The 17,055-nt window shown below is 52.4% G+C and carries 9 protein-coding genes; 6 read left to right on the top strand and 3 right to left on the bottom strand.

Features of this window, described 5'->3' with window-relative positions:
- Window positions 1-1,082: 1,082 nt before the first annotated feature.
- From AB1L42_RS11255 to AB1L42_RS11280, 6 genes are all read left to right on the top strand, one after another.
- The gene (locus tag AB1L42_RS11255; RefSeq protein ID WP_367054917.1) at window positions 1,083-4,148 is read left to right on the top strand and encodes an insulinase family protein; all 3,066 of its coding nucleotides are present in this window, start codon (window positions 1,083-1,085) and stop codon (window positions 4,146-4,148) included.
- Between the two features lie 137 nt (window positions 4,149-4,285).
- Window positions 4,286-4,816 (top strand): FKBP-type peptidyl-prolyl cis-trans isomerase, encoded by a 531-nt coding sequence (locus AB1L42_RS11260; RefSeq protein WP_367054920.1) that lies wholly within the window; start codon window positions 4,286-4,288, stop codon window positions 4,814-4,816.
- 196 nt (window positions 4,817-5,012) lie between these two features.
- Window positions 5,013-5,999: a TGS domain-containing protein gene (locus AB1L42_RS11265; protein WP_367054923.1), complete on the top strand. Its 987-nt coding sequence runs from the start codon at window positions 5,013-5,015 to the stop codon at window positions 5,997-5,999.
- Between the two features lie 337 nt (window positions 6,000-6,336).
- Window positions 6,337-7,191, top strand: coding sequence for a rhomboid family intramembrane serine protease (locus AB1L42_RS11270; protein WP_367054928.1), 855 nt, complete (start codon window positions 6,337-6,339; stop codon window positions 7,189-7,191).
- Between the two features lie 162 nt (window positions 7,192-7,353).
- Complete coding sequence (argH, locus tag AB1L42_RS11275; protein ID WP_367054931.1) at window positions 7,354-8,733, top strand: argininosuccinate lyase; 1,380 nt, start codon at window positions 7,354-7,356, stop codon at window positions 8,731-8,733.
- A 283-nt stretch (window positions 8,734-9,016) separates the two neighbouring features.
- Window positions 9,017-11,059: a serine protein kinase gene (locus tag AB1L42_RS11280; RefSeq protein WP_367054934.1), complete on the top strand. Its 2,043-nt coding sequence runs from the start codon at window positions 9,017-9,019 to the stop codon at window positions 11,057-11,059.
- Between the two features lie 185 nt (window positions 11,060-11,244).
- Here the strand turns inward: AB1L42_RS11280 and AB1L42_RS11285 are convergent, their stop codons facing one another.
- The 3 genes from AB1L42_RS11285 to AB1L42_RS11295 all read right to left on the bottom strand — a co-directional run bounded on the left by AB1L42_RS11285 (window position 11,245) and on the right by AB1L42_RS11295 (window position 16,481).
- Entirely contained in the window at window positions 11,245-11,865 is a 621-nt protein-coding gene (locus AB1L42_RS11285) for a 4Fe-4S binding protein (protein WP_367054937.1), read from the bottom strand.
- Window positions 11,866-12,037: 172 nt separating this feature from the next.
- Complete coding sequence (locus AB1L42_RS11290; protein WP_367054940.1) at window positions 12,038-15,235, bottom strand: efflux RND transporter permease subunit; 3,198 nt, start codon at window positions 15,233-15,235, stop codon at window positions 12,038-12,040.
- Window positions 15,236-15,248: 13 nt separating this feature from the next.
- Window positions 15,249-16,481 carry an efflux RND transporter periplasmic adaptor subunit gene (locus AB1L42_RS11295; RefSeq protein ID WP_367054943.1) on the bottom strand — a complete coding sequence of 411 codons (1,233 nt, stop codon included), beginning with the start codon at window positions 16,479-16,481 and terminating at the stop codon, window positions 15,249-15,251.
- Between the last annotated feature and the right edge of the window lie 574 nt (window positions 16,482-17,055).

A 17,055-nucleotide genomic window follows, 5' to 3' on the forward strand; every position in this document is an offset into this window, starting at 1 on the left:
ATTCTGCCGGATTGAATTGAGCCCAATTCCATGCTGCGCTGCACTTTTCGTTTTTTGCCCCGGGCATCAGAGACTTAACAAGTTTCTCACAATCTGGAATAAATCCTCACTGGAGCAACAACCCATCAGCGATCACAAGTGACTTGGCCGATTGCCTCAAATTCTCATTCCAGGACTGGCCCTCAAGGAACTCTCAATATCGCCTCATAAACAGAAATGGGTGAACCGGAAACGCGAGGTGAAGACCGTTCCGAATTGACAGAGGCTTGTTCAGATCGCTCGACTCACTCATAAAGAAAGTGATGGAACGATCCCCCAAACCTATGCATTGCACCAAAGCTTCAGACTGAGAAACCCATCGGCAATTTTCGATTCCAACCTCGAAATCGAGACAACCGAAGCTCACTTCACTGAACGCGGAGGATCGTGCGATTTTCGATAAGGCCCCCCGCCTTGCTTGCCCTCTGAGCTGGCGAGTGGATCTCGCGATCAAAAATTTGAGTCTCGATGACTTCACACGCAGAACGAAGAAGCATTCTGCGGACCGGTCCACTCGAAGCTTGGGATGCTTCCTCGGTCAACACATCGACAATTTGCGATCGAAGGTCGTTCGAGCTGGAGTGACACTCAAGGTCCATGCGGAGTTCCGGGATTTGCTTCAGCAATGAAAGGCGGCCGATGCGCACTTCATCGACCTTTTGTCTGTTCGAAGACAGTGATGCTCTCCCCCGAAATCGGAACCAGCCAATTCGCCCCGGAGTCAGAACGAAAAGTCATCCCTGACACATTGGTTTCCCCAGTCTTCCTATTGCCACACCAAGCCAAAACGTCAAAGATCATCGTGGCCCAAATGACGGCGGATCGCCGTGCAAAGAAAAGCGTCCGCAGTCCATCTATCGCATGCAACACTCGACTGTTGAAGAGTTTGCAAATCCAGGCCTCGCTGTTAGTATCAGCAGGAATTGAATCATGAGACACTCAATTCGCTCATCCGCCTGCGAGACGGCTTCCATTCTCAATCGGCTACGAGGACTCCCATCATGTTCCGAAACGGATTGTGCTTCTTCATTTCAGGGATGATTATGATGATATCAGGACAACAAATTGTCACTGGCGCTGAAGAAATCACCTCAGTGGAGGGAATCACTGAGTACCAGCTTGAGAACGGAGTCCGGGTGCTTCTCTTCCCTGATCCTTCGAAACCTCAAGTCACAGTCAACATGACAGTTTTCGTCGGCTCGCGTCACGAAGGATACGGCGAAGCAGGCATGGCTCACTTGCTTGAGCACATGTTATTCAAGGGAACTCCGGACCATCCGAACATTCCAAAAGTGCTCAAAGAACACGGAGCCCAGTTCAACGGAACGACGTGGCTCGATCGAACGAACTACTACGAAACGCTCCCCGCCAGCGAAGAGAATCTGAAGTTCGCGATCCAGCTGGAAGCAGATCGTCTCGTCAACAGCTTCGTCAAAGGTGAAGACCTTAAATCAGAGATGACGGTCGTTCGCAACGAGTTCGAATCAGGCGAAAACTCGCCAAGTCGAATCCTCGGACAGAAAGTCATGTCGACTTCGTTCGAATGGCACAACTACGGTCAGTCGACAATTGGAAACCGCGCCGATATTGAGCGTGTTCCCGTCGAATCGCTGCAGCGTTTCTATCGGAAGTATTACCAGCCCGACAACGTAATGGTGATCGTCGCTGGAGCATTCGATCCGGAAGTTGCCCTGAAGGAAATTGATGAGCGATTCGGTTCGATCCCTCGGCCTGACCGAGTTCTTGAAGACACGTATACTGAAGAGCCTGCCCAAGACGGAGAAAGACTCGTCACGCTTCGCCGCGTCGGAGACGTTGGACTGGCCGCAGCGGTCTATCACATCTGCTCAGGTGCTCATCCTGACTATGTCGCGATCGATACACTCGAACACATTCTGACATCGTCCCCTTCCGGACGACTCTACACCGGACTCGTTGAGTCCAAACTCGCAGCGAGCATCTCTGGAGCTGCCTACGCTCTGCACGATCCAGGCGTTCTGCGGTTGATGGCAGAAGCTTCCCCGGGAGTTGACCCGCGAGATGTGCTTTCCAAACTTCTCGAGATCACAGAGTCCATCGGGACAGATGGAGTGACCGAAGAAGAAGTCGAACGCGCGAAACGCTACTGGCTGAAGACTTGGGAAATGTCGCTCACCGACAGCAGTAGACTCGCGGTTCAACTCAGCGAATGGGCAGCACAAGGTGACTGGCGTTTGATGTTCCTGTACCGGGATCGACTCGAGAAAGTCACTCCGGAAGACGTGCAGCGCGTCGCAGCGAAGTACCTGCAACAAAATAACAGAACTGCTGGACTCTTCATCCCGACCGAAGAGCCAGAACGAGTCACCGTTCCGCAAACTCCGGAACTGGCAGAAATGATCGGCGACTACCAAGGTCGCGAGGCGGTCGCAGCTGGTGAAGCATTTGATGTGTCGCCAGCGAACATCGAGTCTCGCACCTCCCGAGTCGACCTTCCGACTGGGGTGAAAGCAGCATTTCTCCCTAAGAAAACGCGAGGCGAAGCGGTCGTCCTCGAGTTCAATTTCCGCTACGGAGACACAGACTCACTCAAGGGACTGGCTACAGCTGCAGAACTCCTTCCAACACTGATGACTCGCGGGACAGAGTCGCTCAGCCGACAAGAGATTCAGGACGCACTTGATGAGAATAAAGCCAAGCTGTCCGGTTCTGGAATTCCGGGACTGATCAACTTCTCGATCGAAACTCGACGTGAATTCCTTCCCGAAGTTCTCAAACTGTTCAAAGACATCGTTCGAAACCCCTCGCTGCCAGAGTCAGAACTCGAACTCATTCGCAACGCGAAAGTCGCCAGCTACGAACAACAACTCACCGACCCCACAGCCCTCGCTCGTGTTGCTGTCTCTCGCGCACTTAGCAAGGACTACGCGGCTGATGACGTTCGCTACACACCGACGATCGAAGAAGAAATTGAACGGCTGAAAGCGACAGAGCTCGACGAGATCAAACGTCTCTACAAAGACTTCCTCAACGGAACCAACGGTGAAGTCTCAATCGTCGGCGACTTTGAAATCTCAGAGGTTCAACCTCTGGTTGAAGAGATTCTCGCCGACTGGACATCAGATTATCCATTCGAACGAGTCGGTCGTCCAGAAGCTGTCGACGTTCACGGAGGTCGTGAAGAAATCCTGATTCCGGGGAAAGAAAATGCGACTTACCTCGCCGGAACACTCTTCCCGATCACCGACGATGATCCAAACTACCCTGCTCTGGTCATGGGCAACTACGTCCTCGGAAGTAGTGGACTCTCATCACGGCTCGGAGATCGAGTCCGCCAGAAAGACGGGCTCTCCTACGGAGTTGGCTCAATCCTTCGAGGTTCATCGATCGATCCTCGCACGACTCTGCTTGTCTATGCCATCACCAATCCTGACAACATGTCCAAGGTTGAAGATGCCATTGAAGAAGAGATTGAACTCCTTCTCGAGAAGGGAGTCACCGCCGAAGAACTGGAAGCAGCCCAGAACGGCTATCTGGAGCGACAAACTGTTGATCGTTCCGACGATCGTCAACTGGCAACAACTCTGACGAACACAGCGTATCTCGATCGAACGATGGAGTTTTACGCAAAACAGGAAGAAGAAATCGCCGCGTTGACAACAGAAGACGTCAACAACGCACTCAACAAATTTCTGAGCTTGAAGCATTACGCCGTCTTCGCTGCCGGTGATCTGCATCGAGAAACCGACACCCCTAAAAAGGAAAGTGAAGACCCCATGCCGGCGGAAAAAGAAGAACTCAAGACAACGGAGAGCGGACTGAAATACCGGATCATCGAACCCGGCGAAGGCGCTCAACCGACTGCCGCAAGCACTGTCGTCTGTCACTACAAAGGATGGCTCGACAACGGCAACGTCTTCGACAGCTCCTACGACCGTGGGGAACCTGCCACATTTCCGCTGGGTGGTGTGATTAAGGGTTGGACCGAAGGTCTTCAGCTTCTCAAGGAAGGCGGCAAGATCGAACTCGAGATTCCTTCGGAACTCGGCTACGGCGATCGTGGTGCTCCTCCCGTCATTCCACCATCAGCAACTCTGCACTTCGAAGTCGAACTCTTGGATGTTCGCTGAGAAGTAAATAATCGTCTAAGTACACCTCAGCGTTGGTGATCCAGTCGCACGAAACACTGAAGCTGTGCGGCGGATTACCATGATCGATTTCGAGTTTCTCCATCTACCATGAATGACAATGAAGGAATCAACGTCACATGCGATTCGATATCACAACTGCATGTTCATGCTCTTTGATGACCGCCCTGATGCTGGCCGGTTGCGTCGCTGGCCCGGATGACTTTGCAGCGAAGTCTTCAGAAGACGACCGCAACTTTGATGTTGTCAGCCCGAGCGGTGATCCAGCTGCGAATCAGCAAACGGTTTCGCTTGTCTCTGCCGAAGAGCGGGGAGACTTCCGAGCGACTCCATCCGGTCTCAAGTACCGCATCATCAAAGAAGGAAAGGGGCGAAAGCCTAACCGGAACTCAACAGTCACTTGCCACTATCGCGGCTGGCTCGATGATGGAACAGAATTTGACAGCTCCTACCGCAGTGGCCGAGCAGCCACATTCCCGTTGAGTGGAGTCATCAAAGGCTGGACAGAAGGACTGCAACTGGTTCAGGAAGGTGGAGCGATCGAACTCGAAATCCCAAGCGATTTGGGATACGGCCCACAAGGTTCACCTCCAACAATCCCCGGGGGAGCCACATTGCATTTCGAAGTTGAGTTAATCAAAGTCAACTAAACATTACCTGTTTCCGTTAAGCACTGAATTGATGGAAACAAGCTGTGTTTACAAGTCGCGCAGTCATCAGAGTCTTGGGTGAAAATCATCCTTCACCCTCGACTCGATGATCCGCGATCTTCGAAATTTCCGGGCCAGCCAATATTGTTATTGAGTGTTGAGTGAACGGGTTAACCTTGCCTGTTCGGGAGTTTTGATGGCCGCTAACCTCACTCCCCAGTACTACAAAGCAGAAGCAGCCTTCCGCCATGCTTCGACTCCTCGTGAGCGTCTGCAAGCTCTCGAAGAAATGCTCCGAGTCATCCCCAAGCACAAAGGGACAGACCGAATCCAGGGTGCCATCCGCTCGCGACTTAAAGAGCTTCGTGCCGAAGTTCAAAGCTTGGGAACACGCAATTCCGCGCACAAGAGTTCTCGTTTCCCACGTCAGGGCTGCGGGACAGTTGTTCTCATCGGTGCTCCGAACACCGGGAAAAGCCGCATCCTCAAGGAAGCGACCAACGCCACTCCGGTCGTCGCCGATTATCCCTATTCCACACGCGAACCAATTCCGGGTCTCGCAACCGTGAGTGGAGTCCAGTTTCAACTCATCGACACTCCGGCAATCGCCGAGAACGTCGTCCCTCCTGCTCTGATCGACTTGGTTCGAACGGCCGATCTCGTCGCCTGTTGTCTGGATGGATCGTCGACGGAGACCGTACGAGAAACACTCGAAGTGTATCGACAGCTGGCGGATCGAAAGACCCTCCTCGACTGCGAGTCGGGGTTCGCTGTTGATGATTTCACCACCGTTCGGATCCGCTCGCTGATCGCAGTCACGCGAGGCAATCTTCCGAGCGCCTCATCGATTGCTAATCAGTGGAAAGACTCTTCCGGCCTGCAATTGCCGATCGAGATTGTCGGCCTCGATTCTCCCAGCGATGTGGAGCGACTGAAAATCCGAATGTTCGAGTCGCTGGGGCTGATTCGAATTTTCACGAAGCGACCGGGAGAAGACGTCGTCATGGATTCGCCCATGACCATTCCAGTCGGAGGAACTGTTGAGGATCTGGCCGAAAAAGTTCATCATGAGATCGCGTCTCGATTGAAGTTCGCTAAGGTATGGGGCAGCAGTGCTTTCGATGGCCAAACCGTCGGCCGCGATCACGTTCTCTCCGACGGAGACGTCGTCGAACTCCATTGACGTCAAAAGCTCTGCCTATTGACTTTCGAGTGACACTCTGGTCAATAGAGACTGAGACGAAGCACAATCCGCCCCCATTCTCGACGAGTCGATCCTCGAATTCGGATGTGATGAGCTTCATCAGATTTCCGAGCGCCCCGGCAACAGCAATATGCTCTCGAATTGATCGCAATTATGTGGATTGAGAAGCATCCTTGAAGACTTGTCGATTCCGCATCGTTTCAGAGCACAGACTAGGACAATTTAAACTTGAGTCGCATTCAGATGATCTGAAGCCCGAGCACCTGACTGACACCTCGGCGTTGACTCCTGTGATACCACTTCTCGACGATGTTTTATGCGAAAACTTGGAACGTTTGATTCTCAATCGCTGGCAGAAAGATTTCACTGGTTTCTGATTTCGAAAGAGATCGAGAATCAACTCGATGAAGTTCCGCCCCAATGGGAAATCTGGGTCCTCGATGACGACCTTCTCCCCAAGGCTCAGGAGGAACTGACAGCTTTCCAGGAATCGCCAGACGATCCGCGATTCCGTGTGACTCCGCCGAAAGTCGTCAAAAAGCCAATACGTAAGCCGACTCCACGGAGAGGTTTCTCGGACTACTCAAGCATCCGCGTGACGCGTTTTTTGATTGTTGCGTGTGTCGTCCTCACGATTTACACGGGAATGGGCTCACGTCATCCCGAAGTCGTCAACTGGTTGCTCTATTCGAAGTATCAAAAGACTGGTCCGAACTGGCCTCTTTCTCCCGAAATCATGCAAGGAGAAGTCTGGCGCCTCGTCACTCCGATTTTCATCCACCTCTCTGCACTGCATCTGCTGATGAATATGTACTGGATGTGGATTCTGGGCGGAGTTATCGAGCGCAGACAAGGACCATCACGCTTGATCTTGCTGACGATTCTGACCGCTGCAGGTTCCAGCATGACTCAGTATTTCCTGTTCGGACCGGCCTTCTCCGGAATCTCTGGCGTTGTCTACGGACTACTCGGTTATCTCTGGATGAAGTCGATGGTCTCCCCGGAAGAACAGTTGGGTGTCCCGCAGTCGATAGTTTTGTTCATGCTGGTCTGGCTCTTTCTCGGAATGTCTGGAAGCCTCGACGCAATCGGAATGCGAATCGCCAACGGAGCGCACTTCGGAGGACTGATGGCCGGAATGCTTGTCGGTTCGATACGCTCCTCGAAGTAGTCCGCTATCATGGTGGCTCCGCATTCGATGCAAGATCACCGAAGCAGCAAGTTTGCAGCGAATCTTTGGCACTGCTGCCGATGACCGTGATGTTCCGCTCGAAATGACGTACAACACACAACTCGAATAGACAGATTATTCACACTTAGATGGGAATTGATTGTGGCCGGGAAAGCTTGGGGCGGACGGTTTTCAGAACCAACGAACGAACAGGTGGAGTTGTTCACTGAGTCGATTTCCTTCGACGCGCGACTGGCTGCGGTCGACGTTCGAGGTTCTCAAGCCCACGCACGCATGCTGGCCGAAGTCGGACTGATTTCAAAAGAAGAGTCGAATCAGATTCAATCCGCTCTCGATGAAATCCTCGGTGAAATTCAACAGGGGAAGATGGAATTCCGTCCATCCCTTGAAGATATCCACATGCACATCGAGTCCGCGCTCATTGCCCGACTTGGCGATGTTGGACGAAAGTTGCATACCGGTCGATCGCGAAACGATCAGGTCTCGACCGACATCAAGCTCTACGTTCGAAACGAAATCGACCATCTCGACGGACTTCTTCAACAGCTGCAGCGAGCGTTCGTCAGTCGTGACGGCGATCTCGATTTGATCCTGCCTGGATACACACATCTGCAACGCGCTCAACCTGTGAACGCTGTTCATTACTGGTTGGCTTACACGGAAAAATTTCAACGCGACCGCGAGCGGCTCGCGGACTGTCGCCGTCGCTTGAACTTCTCTCCACTTGGCGCAGCTGCTCTCGCTGGGACAACGCTCCCTATCGACCGTGATCAAACCGCGAAAGACCTTGGCTTCACGGCTCCAGCAGCCAACAGCCTCGACATTTCAAGTGACCGTGATTATCTCGCCGAACTGGTCTCATCGCTTTCATTGATTGCGATTCACTTGAGCGCCTGGGCTGAAGAATGGATCTTGTGGTGTACGACTGAATTCGGGTTCATGACCCTTTCGGATGCGTACACAACCGGCTCTTCAATCATGCCGCAAAAGAAGAACCCTGACGTCCTCGAACTGATTCGAGGAAAGTCCGCCCGCGTCATTGCTGCTTCGCAACAACTCTTTGTTCTCATGAAAGGGTTGCCGCTGGCCTATAACCGGGATCTACAAGAAGACAAACTGGCTGCCTTCGCAGCGATCGACACCATCAAAAGCTGCCTCGAGCTGGCCCCTTCGATCGTGATCAACGCCCGGCTGAATCGAGAGAAGATCGCCAGCCGTATCGACGATGGATTCTTAGACGCAACCGCCCTTATGGAATATCTCATCCTCAGACAGGTACCGATGCGGACCGGACACGAGATCGTTGGAAACCTCGTCGCGCTGTGTGAATCAAAGAACTGCCGGCTGAAAGATTTGAGCTTGGAAGAGTTCCAGAAGACAGCGCCGCAAATCGACAACGATGTGTACGACATACTCGGTGCTGAGAACGCTGTTTCCGCTTTGCGCAGCTTCGGTTCAGGTGGGCACGAGAGTGTTCAGCATCAACTGAAGTTGTGGCAAGAACGCCTCGCAGAAAGTTGATGCGACGGCGGACACGTTAAGGCTTCTTAAAAAACGGTCTTGTCAGAATAGACGGCTTCGTGATAATAGGGCAGCGAAGAGTTTAACTCTTCCGGCACAGCATTTTTCGAATCTCACTTGCGCCGTTCCTTTGGCAATCCAGCAGTCGGCTTTGGACGCCTCTTCCGTCCTCGCTCTCAGTCTACTGACTTGCGTACAGGCATCGACGAATGATTGATGCTTATTGAGATTGACTGCGTGCGACATGGAGGGGCTTGCCGGCTGCTTGCACAGGAGAATATACGTGTCTACCGGTCAAGCAATTCTGTCGAAGATGTCTGCTCAGCAAAACACCGAGCAGTATCGTCACGAGAACTGGCAAGGTTCGTTCTCGGAGTACCTGGACATCGTCAAAGCGAATCCAGCAGTAGCACGCACGTCGTACCAGCGGATGTACGACATGATCATCGCTGACGGAACCTACCCGGTTGAGGGCAGCAAGAATCTTGTCCGCTACACCTTCTTCGATGATCCGCACAACAACGGCGAAGACGCCATCTTCGGCCTTTCCGAAACTCTCATGGCGCTCGTCAATGTCTTCCGGTCAGCTGCTTTGAAGTATGGCACCGAACGTCGCGTGCTCCTTCTACACGGACCGGTCGGAAGCTCGAAATCAACAATTGCACGTCTGCTCAAACAGGGACTCGTTCGCTACAGCCGTACTGAAGAAGGAGCGCTTTACTCATTCGGTTGGAAAGAAGAAGACGGTTCGATCACTTGGGATCCGATGAATTGCGAACCGCTGCAACTCATTCCGATGAGCGCCCGAGACGATGTCTGCAGCGCTCTCAATGCGGAACGACCTGCAGACACATACTCAGTTGAAATCACCGGAGATGTCTGTCCGCTGTCACGTTACTACTTTCAACAACGACTTCAGGAACACGACGGAGACTGGACGAAAGTCCTCGAAAGCGTCGTCGTGCGGCGAATCTTCCTCTCAGAACAGGACCGAATCGGAATTGGGACCTTCCAGCCCAAAGATGAAAAGAACCAGGACTCGACCGAGCTGACAGGCGATATCAACTACCGAAAGATTGCCGAGTTCGGAACCGAATCTGACCCTCGTGCATTCAATTTCGACGGCGAGTTCAACGTCGCCAACCGAGGGATGATTGAGTTCGTCGAAGTTCTCAAGCTGGATGTTGCGTTCTTGTACGATTTGCTAGGAGCTTCGCAAGAACACAAAATCAAACCGAAGAAATTCGCACAGACCGATATCGATACCGTCATCATCGGCCATACGAACGAGCCGGAGTACAGGAAGCTCCAGTCAAACGAGTTCATGGAGGCACTTCGCGACCGAACGATCAAAATCGACGTTCCGTATGTCACGCGCCTCAGCGAAGAAGTCAAAATCTATAACAAGAGCTACAACCAGGCACGTGTGCGTGGAAAGCATATTGCCCCGCACACACTCGAAGTGGCTGCCATGTGGGCTCTTCTGACTCGACTCGAACAGCCCAAGCATCACGGTTTGACGCTGCTTCAAAAGATGAAGCTCTACAACGGAAAAACACTTCCGGGGTTCACAGCAGAGAACGTCAAACAGCTGCGAAAGGAAGCCAAGCACGAAGGTCTCGAAGGGATCAGTCCTCGATATGTTCAGGATAAAATCTCGAACGCCCTCGTCGTGAACACCACTTCGACAAGCTTGAACCCGTTCATGGTGATGAATGAACTCGAATCAGGATTGCGTCATCACTCGCTGATCGGAAACGACGAAATTCGCGAGCACTATCGCCAACTGATTTCGACAGTGAAAGAAGAGTACACCGACATCGTGAAGAACGAAGTTCAACGTGCGATTGCCGCAGACGAAGATGCATTGACCCGCTTGTGCGGCAACTACATCGACAACGTCAAAGCCTATACTCAGCACGAGAAGGTCAAGAACCGATTTACCGGCGAAGATGAAGAACCGGACGAACGACTCATGCGTTCGATCGAAGAGAAGATCGACATTCCGGATTCACGAAAGGACGACTTCCGCCGGGAAATCATGAACTACATCGGAGCCCTCGCGATCGATGGCAAGCAGTTCAACTACAAGACGAATGAGCGACTACAGAAAGCCCTCGAAATGAAACTTTTCGAGGACCAGAAAGATACGATCAAGCTCACCAGCCTCGTCTCGCAAGTCGTGGACAAAGACACTCAGGAGAAGATCGATATCGTCAAGAGCAGGTTGATTCGCAACTACGGCTACAACGACGAATCAGCCACCGATGTCCTGCAATACGTGGCCAGCATCTTTGCTCGCGGCGACGTGAAAGACGAAAGCTAACCTGCTCAGATTGATCTCAGCACTCATTGGATTCAGTATGATTCGATGAGTGCTGTAATTTTCGCACGTTCCCGCCGCTCGAAACGCCGGACGAACTTTCGCCATGACGTTGGCAGATCCCAAGAACGATTGCCTGCGTGCGAGAAGTTGAAAGTGCGATCTTTTCGATGGACGCTCAACCGAGCTTAGTCCATGAAAATTCGATCCCACTCATCGTAGATGCAATCGAGAAGATCACGCCCCTGCTCAGTGGCGTTGTAGCAAACCAGGTCGTTGTCGGATTCTGAAACTTCAGCAATCGCGACCGTTTCCCCATCTTCTGAGAAGAGCCAGGAGGGAACGGTGAAGTGATTCAGAATCTCGTGGAGGTCTTCACGCTGTTGCGGGAGGAAGACTTGTCCATCCAAAAACAGCTGATAACCATACTCTTCGATTTTCGGCCAGGGCAAATCATCTGACTCACCTTTCCAATACGGCTGAAAAATCGAGTGGTCGGTCGGTTTGACGTTCGGATTGTGCAGCATGTCGATCGCATTCCATGGGCAGATCGTCAGCTGATAATAATCCGAGCTGTCATTTGGTGATCGATAGCACATCTGACACCCGATGCAACGGGATGTGTCGATCTGATGATAGCTTTGTCCCGGCATCGAGCTGGGAACTTCGTAGATGCAATCCACTGGGCAGACAGTCGCACAGGACTGGCAACTCGTGCACGAATCTTTGTTGATCACGTTGAGATAACGCGTCTCTTTTTTGCGGTCATCTTTTCGTGTAGCAAAATACTCGTGGACCGAGATGGTCATCGCTCGACGTTCCTCACAGAGTCTTTGAGTGGATTCTGCCTCAGGATAGCTGCGAAAGGCTATTGAGGCTACCGATTTGCGTTGTCGGACTGACTGATTCCCGGTCTTGAGACCAATTTGACAAGTCTCCGTCGGGGAAAAACGTGATCAGGCTCCAAATCCCTGCAAAGTCTTAAGCATTCACGACTTGTGGAGGAATGACCGGAACAGGAGCAACAGACTCATCGTTGTCCGTTGCCATCACTACTTGCCCTTCTGGAAGGGTAAGCCGGAGGACTAACGGGATCAGAATCAGCGTAATCACAGACCCCGAAAGAAGACCGCCAATGACCACACGGGCGACGGGAGCTTGAAGTTCTCCACCTTCCCCAATCCCGAAAGCAACCGGGAGCATGCCGAGTACGGTGGTGAGCGTCGTCATCACAATCGGGCGAAATCGCCTGACGCTGGCCATTCTCGTAATCTCCAAGGGAGTCTGTTCCGGATATCGAACGCGCAGTTTTTTGGCGTAATCGACCAGCACAATCGCATTATTGACCACCACTCCAGCCAGCACGATCAGACCAATAAACGATTGCACATTCAATGTGGTGTCCCAGAAGACGAGCACGAGAATCACACCGACCGCAGCGACCGGAATCGTGAACAAGATCAACAGCGGATCGGTCAGCGACTCAAACTGGGCTGCCATCACCATATACATCAAGACGACAGCCAGTAAAAATCCCTGCACGAGCAGAGTGAAACTTTCCTGCTGCTCTTCCCAGTCCCCACTGATGTCGACGCGAAATCCATCGGGAACGGCAAGTCCAGCCAAGGCTGTCTTCAAGTCCCCAACGACTGCTCCGAGATCGCGACCTTCTGACGACGCGCTGATAATGATCACTCGCTGACGGTCGACGCGATCGATCGCCAATGGAGTCGAATCGAGTTGGAATGAGACAAGGTTCCCGAGTGAAACAAGTCCTCCGTCTTCGGTCGTCAGAGAAATCCGATCAAGATCCGCCTGACGTGAGCGGTTCTTTTCATCGAGTCGGACCAAGACGTTGTATTCATCCCCATCGACTCGGAAGACGGTCGCTTCACGTCCTCGAAAAGTCGTCTCGAGAGTCTCTGTAATCGTTTGGACAGTTACGCCCATGTGGCTCGCCTTTTGACGATCGATGACTGTCATCAGTTCCGGGCGATCTTTGTCCATCTGCTTTTCGACGTTCACAAGCCCGGGAATTTCTTTCATCTCGGCCATGACAGCTTCGGCAAGTTGATCTGCCGTGCTTCGATCGTGACCACGGACGAAGATGGCGATATTGTCGTTCCCGTTGCTCGAGAACATGCGCGAAATCGGCAACCCTCCGTATACACGGGCAGAGACGGTCATCCCGGCAATTGGAGGCAGGTTCTTCATGAACCGCGATCGAATTTCCTCAGCAGTTTCGGTTCGCTGATCCCGGGGAGCCAATTGCAGAATCGCCCGCGCCTGATTCCAGTCTTCCCCCTCATCCGCTTCATCTCCGATGAACAGGGAATTCGTTTCCACTTCAGGGATGTGTTCCTCAATCGCTGCTTCAAGTTTGGCAGCTTGTCGATCCAGCGTGTTTAACTGAATTCCCGGAGCCATTTCACCAGTGATCCCGAGCCTTCCGTCATCGGTCTTCGGAAGAAAGTCCGTTCCAATGCGAGGAATCAGTCCCAGCGAGGCAGCGACGACAATGATCAAAAAACATCCGGTGATTGGGTAGGCTTTGAGACATCGCACCAGAACCCAGGAATAAATTTGCTCGACACTGCGGAAAACGAATTCGGAGGCGCGATGAAGTAATGTCGCGGGAAACTCGATCACTCGACGAATCTGTGACCCAATTCCTCGCGATTTGGCTTTTCTTTCACGATCAGCATCTGTTTCAGTCTTTAGCCAATATGCAGCCAAAGCCGGAGTCAGCGTCAGACTGACAAACAGCGAACAGACCATTGACCCACACACCACAAATGCGAGTTGGTGCAGAAGAATCCCGGTCATTCCGTGAGTGAAGACCAGCGGTAAGAAGACGATCAGCGTCGTAATCGTGCTGGCGGTGATCGCTCCGGCAACTTCATTCGTTCCCTCAACTGCGGCCGTTTTGGAATCGAACCCTTCCTCACGTTTTCTGAAAATGCTTTCGAGCACGACGATGGAATTGTCGACCAGCATGCCGATCCCGAGAGCGAGACCGCCGAACGAAACCATGTTGAGCGTATAGCCCTTGAAATAGATCAGAACGAATGCCCCGAGCACCGACAGAGGCATCGAGATTCCAATCACGATGGTGCTTCGGAAACTCTTCAGAAAGAGGACGAGAATGGCCATCGCCAGCCCCATTCCGAACAGAGCGGATGTTTTCAAGTTGTCGATGGAATGGCGAATATAGTCTGACTTATCGAGACGGATCACGAGTTCCGAGTTTCGAAGTTCTTCATTCAACTCAGCGACCGCTTCGTGAACCGAGTCGCTCACGTCGATCGTATTGGCCCCAGCTTGTTTGAAAACGTAAACCATGATCCCCGCTTGACCATTGGTTCGCGTGCGTTGTGTGATGCGTTCGTGGCTATCCACCACTTCGGCCACATCACTGATTCGAACGACCGTTGATCCACGACGTTGAATGACCAGGCTTCGAATTTCATCCAGACGTTGAAACTCGCTGCGACTTCGGATTAGGCGATGCAGGTGCCCCTCTTCAAAGTCTCCGGCAGGCTTACTGATATTTCCTTCCTGCAAAGCTGTGACGACCTGATTCACTCCCAGCCCAAGTGCTTCGAGTTTGTCTCGATCGATATCAACGTGAATTTCCCGTCGAACGTTGCCTCGCATGGAAACTCGCGCCACACCTTCGAGTCGTTCCAGCTGTGGAATGATCGTCGTTTCTGCGAGTCGAGTGACTTGTGTCGCGGGCAGTTCGCTGTTCAATCCGAGATAGAGAACAGGAGAGTCGTTGGCGTCGTAGCGTCTGAGATAGGGAAGATCGACATCGTCGGGAAACTGCTGGCGTACTTTGTCGATCGATTGCCGCATTTCGTCGACAGCGACATCGAGATCCGCCCCCCATTGAAACTGAACTCGAATGACGCTGCTGCCCTCGATGCTTCGACTGGACATCTGCTCGAAGCCGCTCACCGAACTGAGCACTTGCTCTAGCGGACGAGTGATCAGCGTTTCGACTTCCTGCGGACCAGCCCCGGGGTAGAGCGTCGTCACAGTGACTGTTGGAAACTCAAGATCGGGCATCAAGTCGACGGAAAGTTCCGTGAGTGCAACCCAACCCAGCAGGGCGATAATGATACTCGCCATCAGTGTGCTGATCGGGCGATGAACAGCAAGTTGAGGAAGATTCATCGTCACTCGCTCCTTATTCGCCGTCAGAAGTTGAATTGTCGACGTCTTCCGGTTCCAGAGCTGCCGTTGTAAGAGTTGGCCATTCCTGAACCGATGCGATCACTTCCTGATCGGGCTGAACGAGGCGATTGCCGAGCGTCATCACCCGTTCGCCTTCCTCAATTCCCCGTTTCACTTCAACAACGAGACCATTGGAGACGCCAAGTTCGACGACTCTTTTCTCGACTCTTGAAGTCTCGTCATCAACAACGAAAACTTGTGTGTCGTCTGCTGTATTCACCACAGCCGCCAGCGGAATCAAAACACCTTCGCGGGTCTCTTCCGAATTCAAAGAAACCCTGGCGAACATCCCCGGCTTTAAGATGAGTTCAGAGTTGGGAACTTCAATGTGTACCGGAGCGGTTCGGGATTCCGGATCAAGAATCGGAGCAATTCGAGTGACTGTTCCCTGAAAGTCTCGATTCGGATAGGCATCGACATTCACCACAGCCCGTTGGCCGACTGCGACTCGACGGTAATCCTTTTCGATGACTTGGACGGTGGTTTCGACGGTGTCGAGATCGACAATTCGAAACAGCGGTAAATCTGGTTTGGCGAGATCACCCACATCTGCCAGCTTGCTCGCGATGTAGCCATCCAGCGGAGAGGCGAGAACTAAATCTTTCAGCCCCTGTTGAACGGTATTCAAATATTTCTGAGCTTCGGTCACACGAGCCCGGTCGAGTTCTTCACTCGCCACAGCGATTTGATAATTCGCCCGAGCTGTTTCCAACTGCTGCTGAGAACCGGCTCGGCGATCAACAAGGAGACTCTCTACGTCAAGGTTCTGCTTGGCCAGTTTTGATTCTTCAACTCGCACTTGCAGCTGCGCTTCCGCGACTTTTAACGCTGCCCTGGCTTGCTCGATCGCTTCCAGCTGATCCTGATTTTCCAGTTCGCATAAAACATCGCTACGACGAACTCGATCACCAAGATCGAATCCCATCGTCTCAATGTAGCCTTCAAGCTTCGAACGAATCTCAGTCTGTGCGGCCGGGATGAGAGTTCCGACGAGGACGATCTGCTCATCGATCGAATCGCGACGCGCCTCGACGACTTCCACGGCGAGCTTGCGAGTCACTTTCGGTTTCTGAGGAGTCGCTATGGCTTGCAACGATTCGCGGTAGACCACGTACCAAGCCCCCCAGGCTGCTGCGATTCCACAGCAACAAATGAGGACTCGACCAAACCAGTTCAAGTATTTCACGTCTGGACTCCTGGGAGGGAGAGGAGCTGGGTGGGAGTGGCGAGAGGTTGGTGTTCTCGCGCGTGCATCTGCTTGGGCGGTTCAAACTGGTTTCGCCATGTTCGGTAGTGCGAACGAGTGAAGACCAATTGATGAGAAGTTCTCAAGCCCGTGGTAGAGTTCCATTAAACCTGTTGTAAGTGTCGACATCAACAGAGTTTGATGTCAGTTTAAAAAAAACTGGCTCAGCAGAGTGGACAGGCATCTCAACGCCTACAACAGGAATCGAAAAGAACTGCATCGTCTTCATTTTCGGATTGCAGCGATTCCTGATAATCAGGCCAAAAACCCTCTGCTCAATCAATCGCGTTGACTTCGCGCGAAACAAAAAATCTGATCGCCGACAATCTCTCATCTCGATCCATTCCGCTCCGAGATTCGACTTCCATTCAAAAAGAGTTGGCCCCCACCGACGTGAGATTTCGTCTCGACACGCGCTCGGTCATGGTTTACAACAAATTTCCGAGCTACCCTCCTAAGAGCATATCACCCAGGGAAGTCCTTCCCACGTTTATACCTCTCCCCCACCCAATTC

The sequence above is a fragment of the Thalassoglobus sp. JC818 genome (assembly GCF_040717535.1).
Lineage (GTDB): Bacteria > Planctomycetota > Planctomycetia > Planctomycetales > Planctomycetaceae > Thalassoglobus.

Excerpts from the sequence above, each read along its gene's own strand:
- AB1L42_RS11255 (WP_367054917.1), top strand. The coding sequence starts at position 1,083 with ATGATGATATCAGGACAACAAATTGTCACTGGCGCTGAAGAAATCACC.
- AB1L42_RS11260 (WP_367054920.1), top strand. The coding sequence starts at position 4,286 with ATGCGATTCGATATCACAACTGCATGTTCATGCTCTTTGATGACCGCC.
- AB1L42_RS11265 (WP_367054923.1), top strand. The coding sequence starts at position 5,013 with ATGGCCGCTAACCTCACTCCCCAGTACTACAAAGCAGAAGCAGCCTTC.
- AB1L42_RS11270 (WP_367054928.1), top strand. The coding sequence starts at position 6,337 with ATGCGAAAACTTGGAACGTTTGATTCTCAATCGCTGGCAGAAAGATTT.
- AB1L42_RS11285 (WP_367054937.1), bottom strand. The coding sequence starts at position 11,865 with ATGACCATCTCGGTCCACGAGTATTTTGCTACACGAAAAGATGACCGC.
- AB1L42_RS11290 (WP_367054940.1), bottom strand. The coding sequence starts at position 15,235 with ATGAATCTTCCTCAACTTGCTGTTCATCGCCCGATCAGCACACTGATG.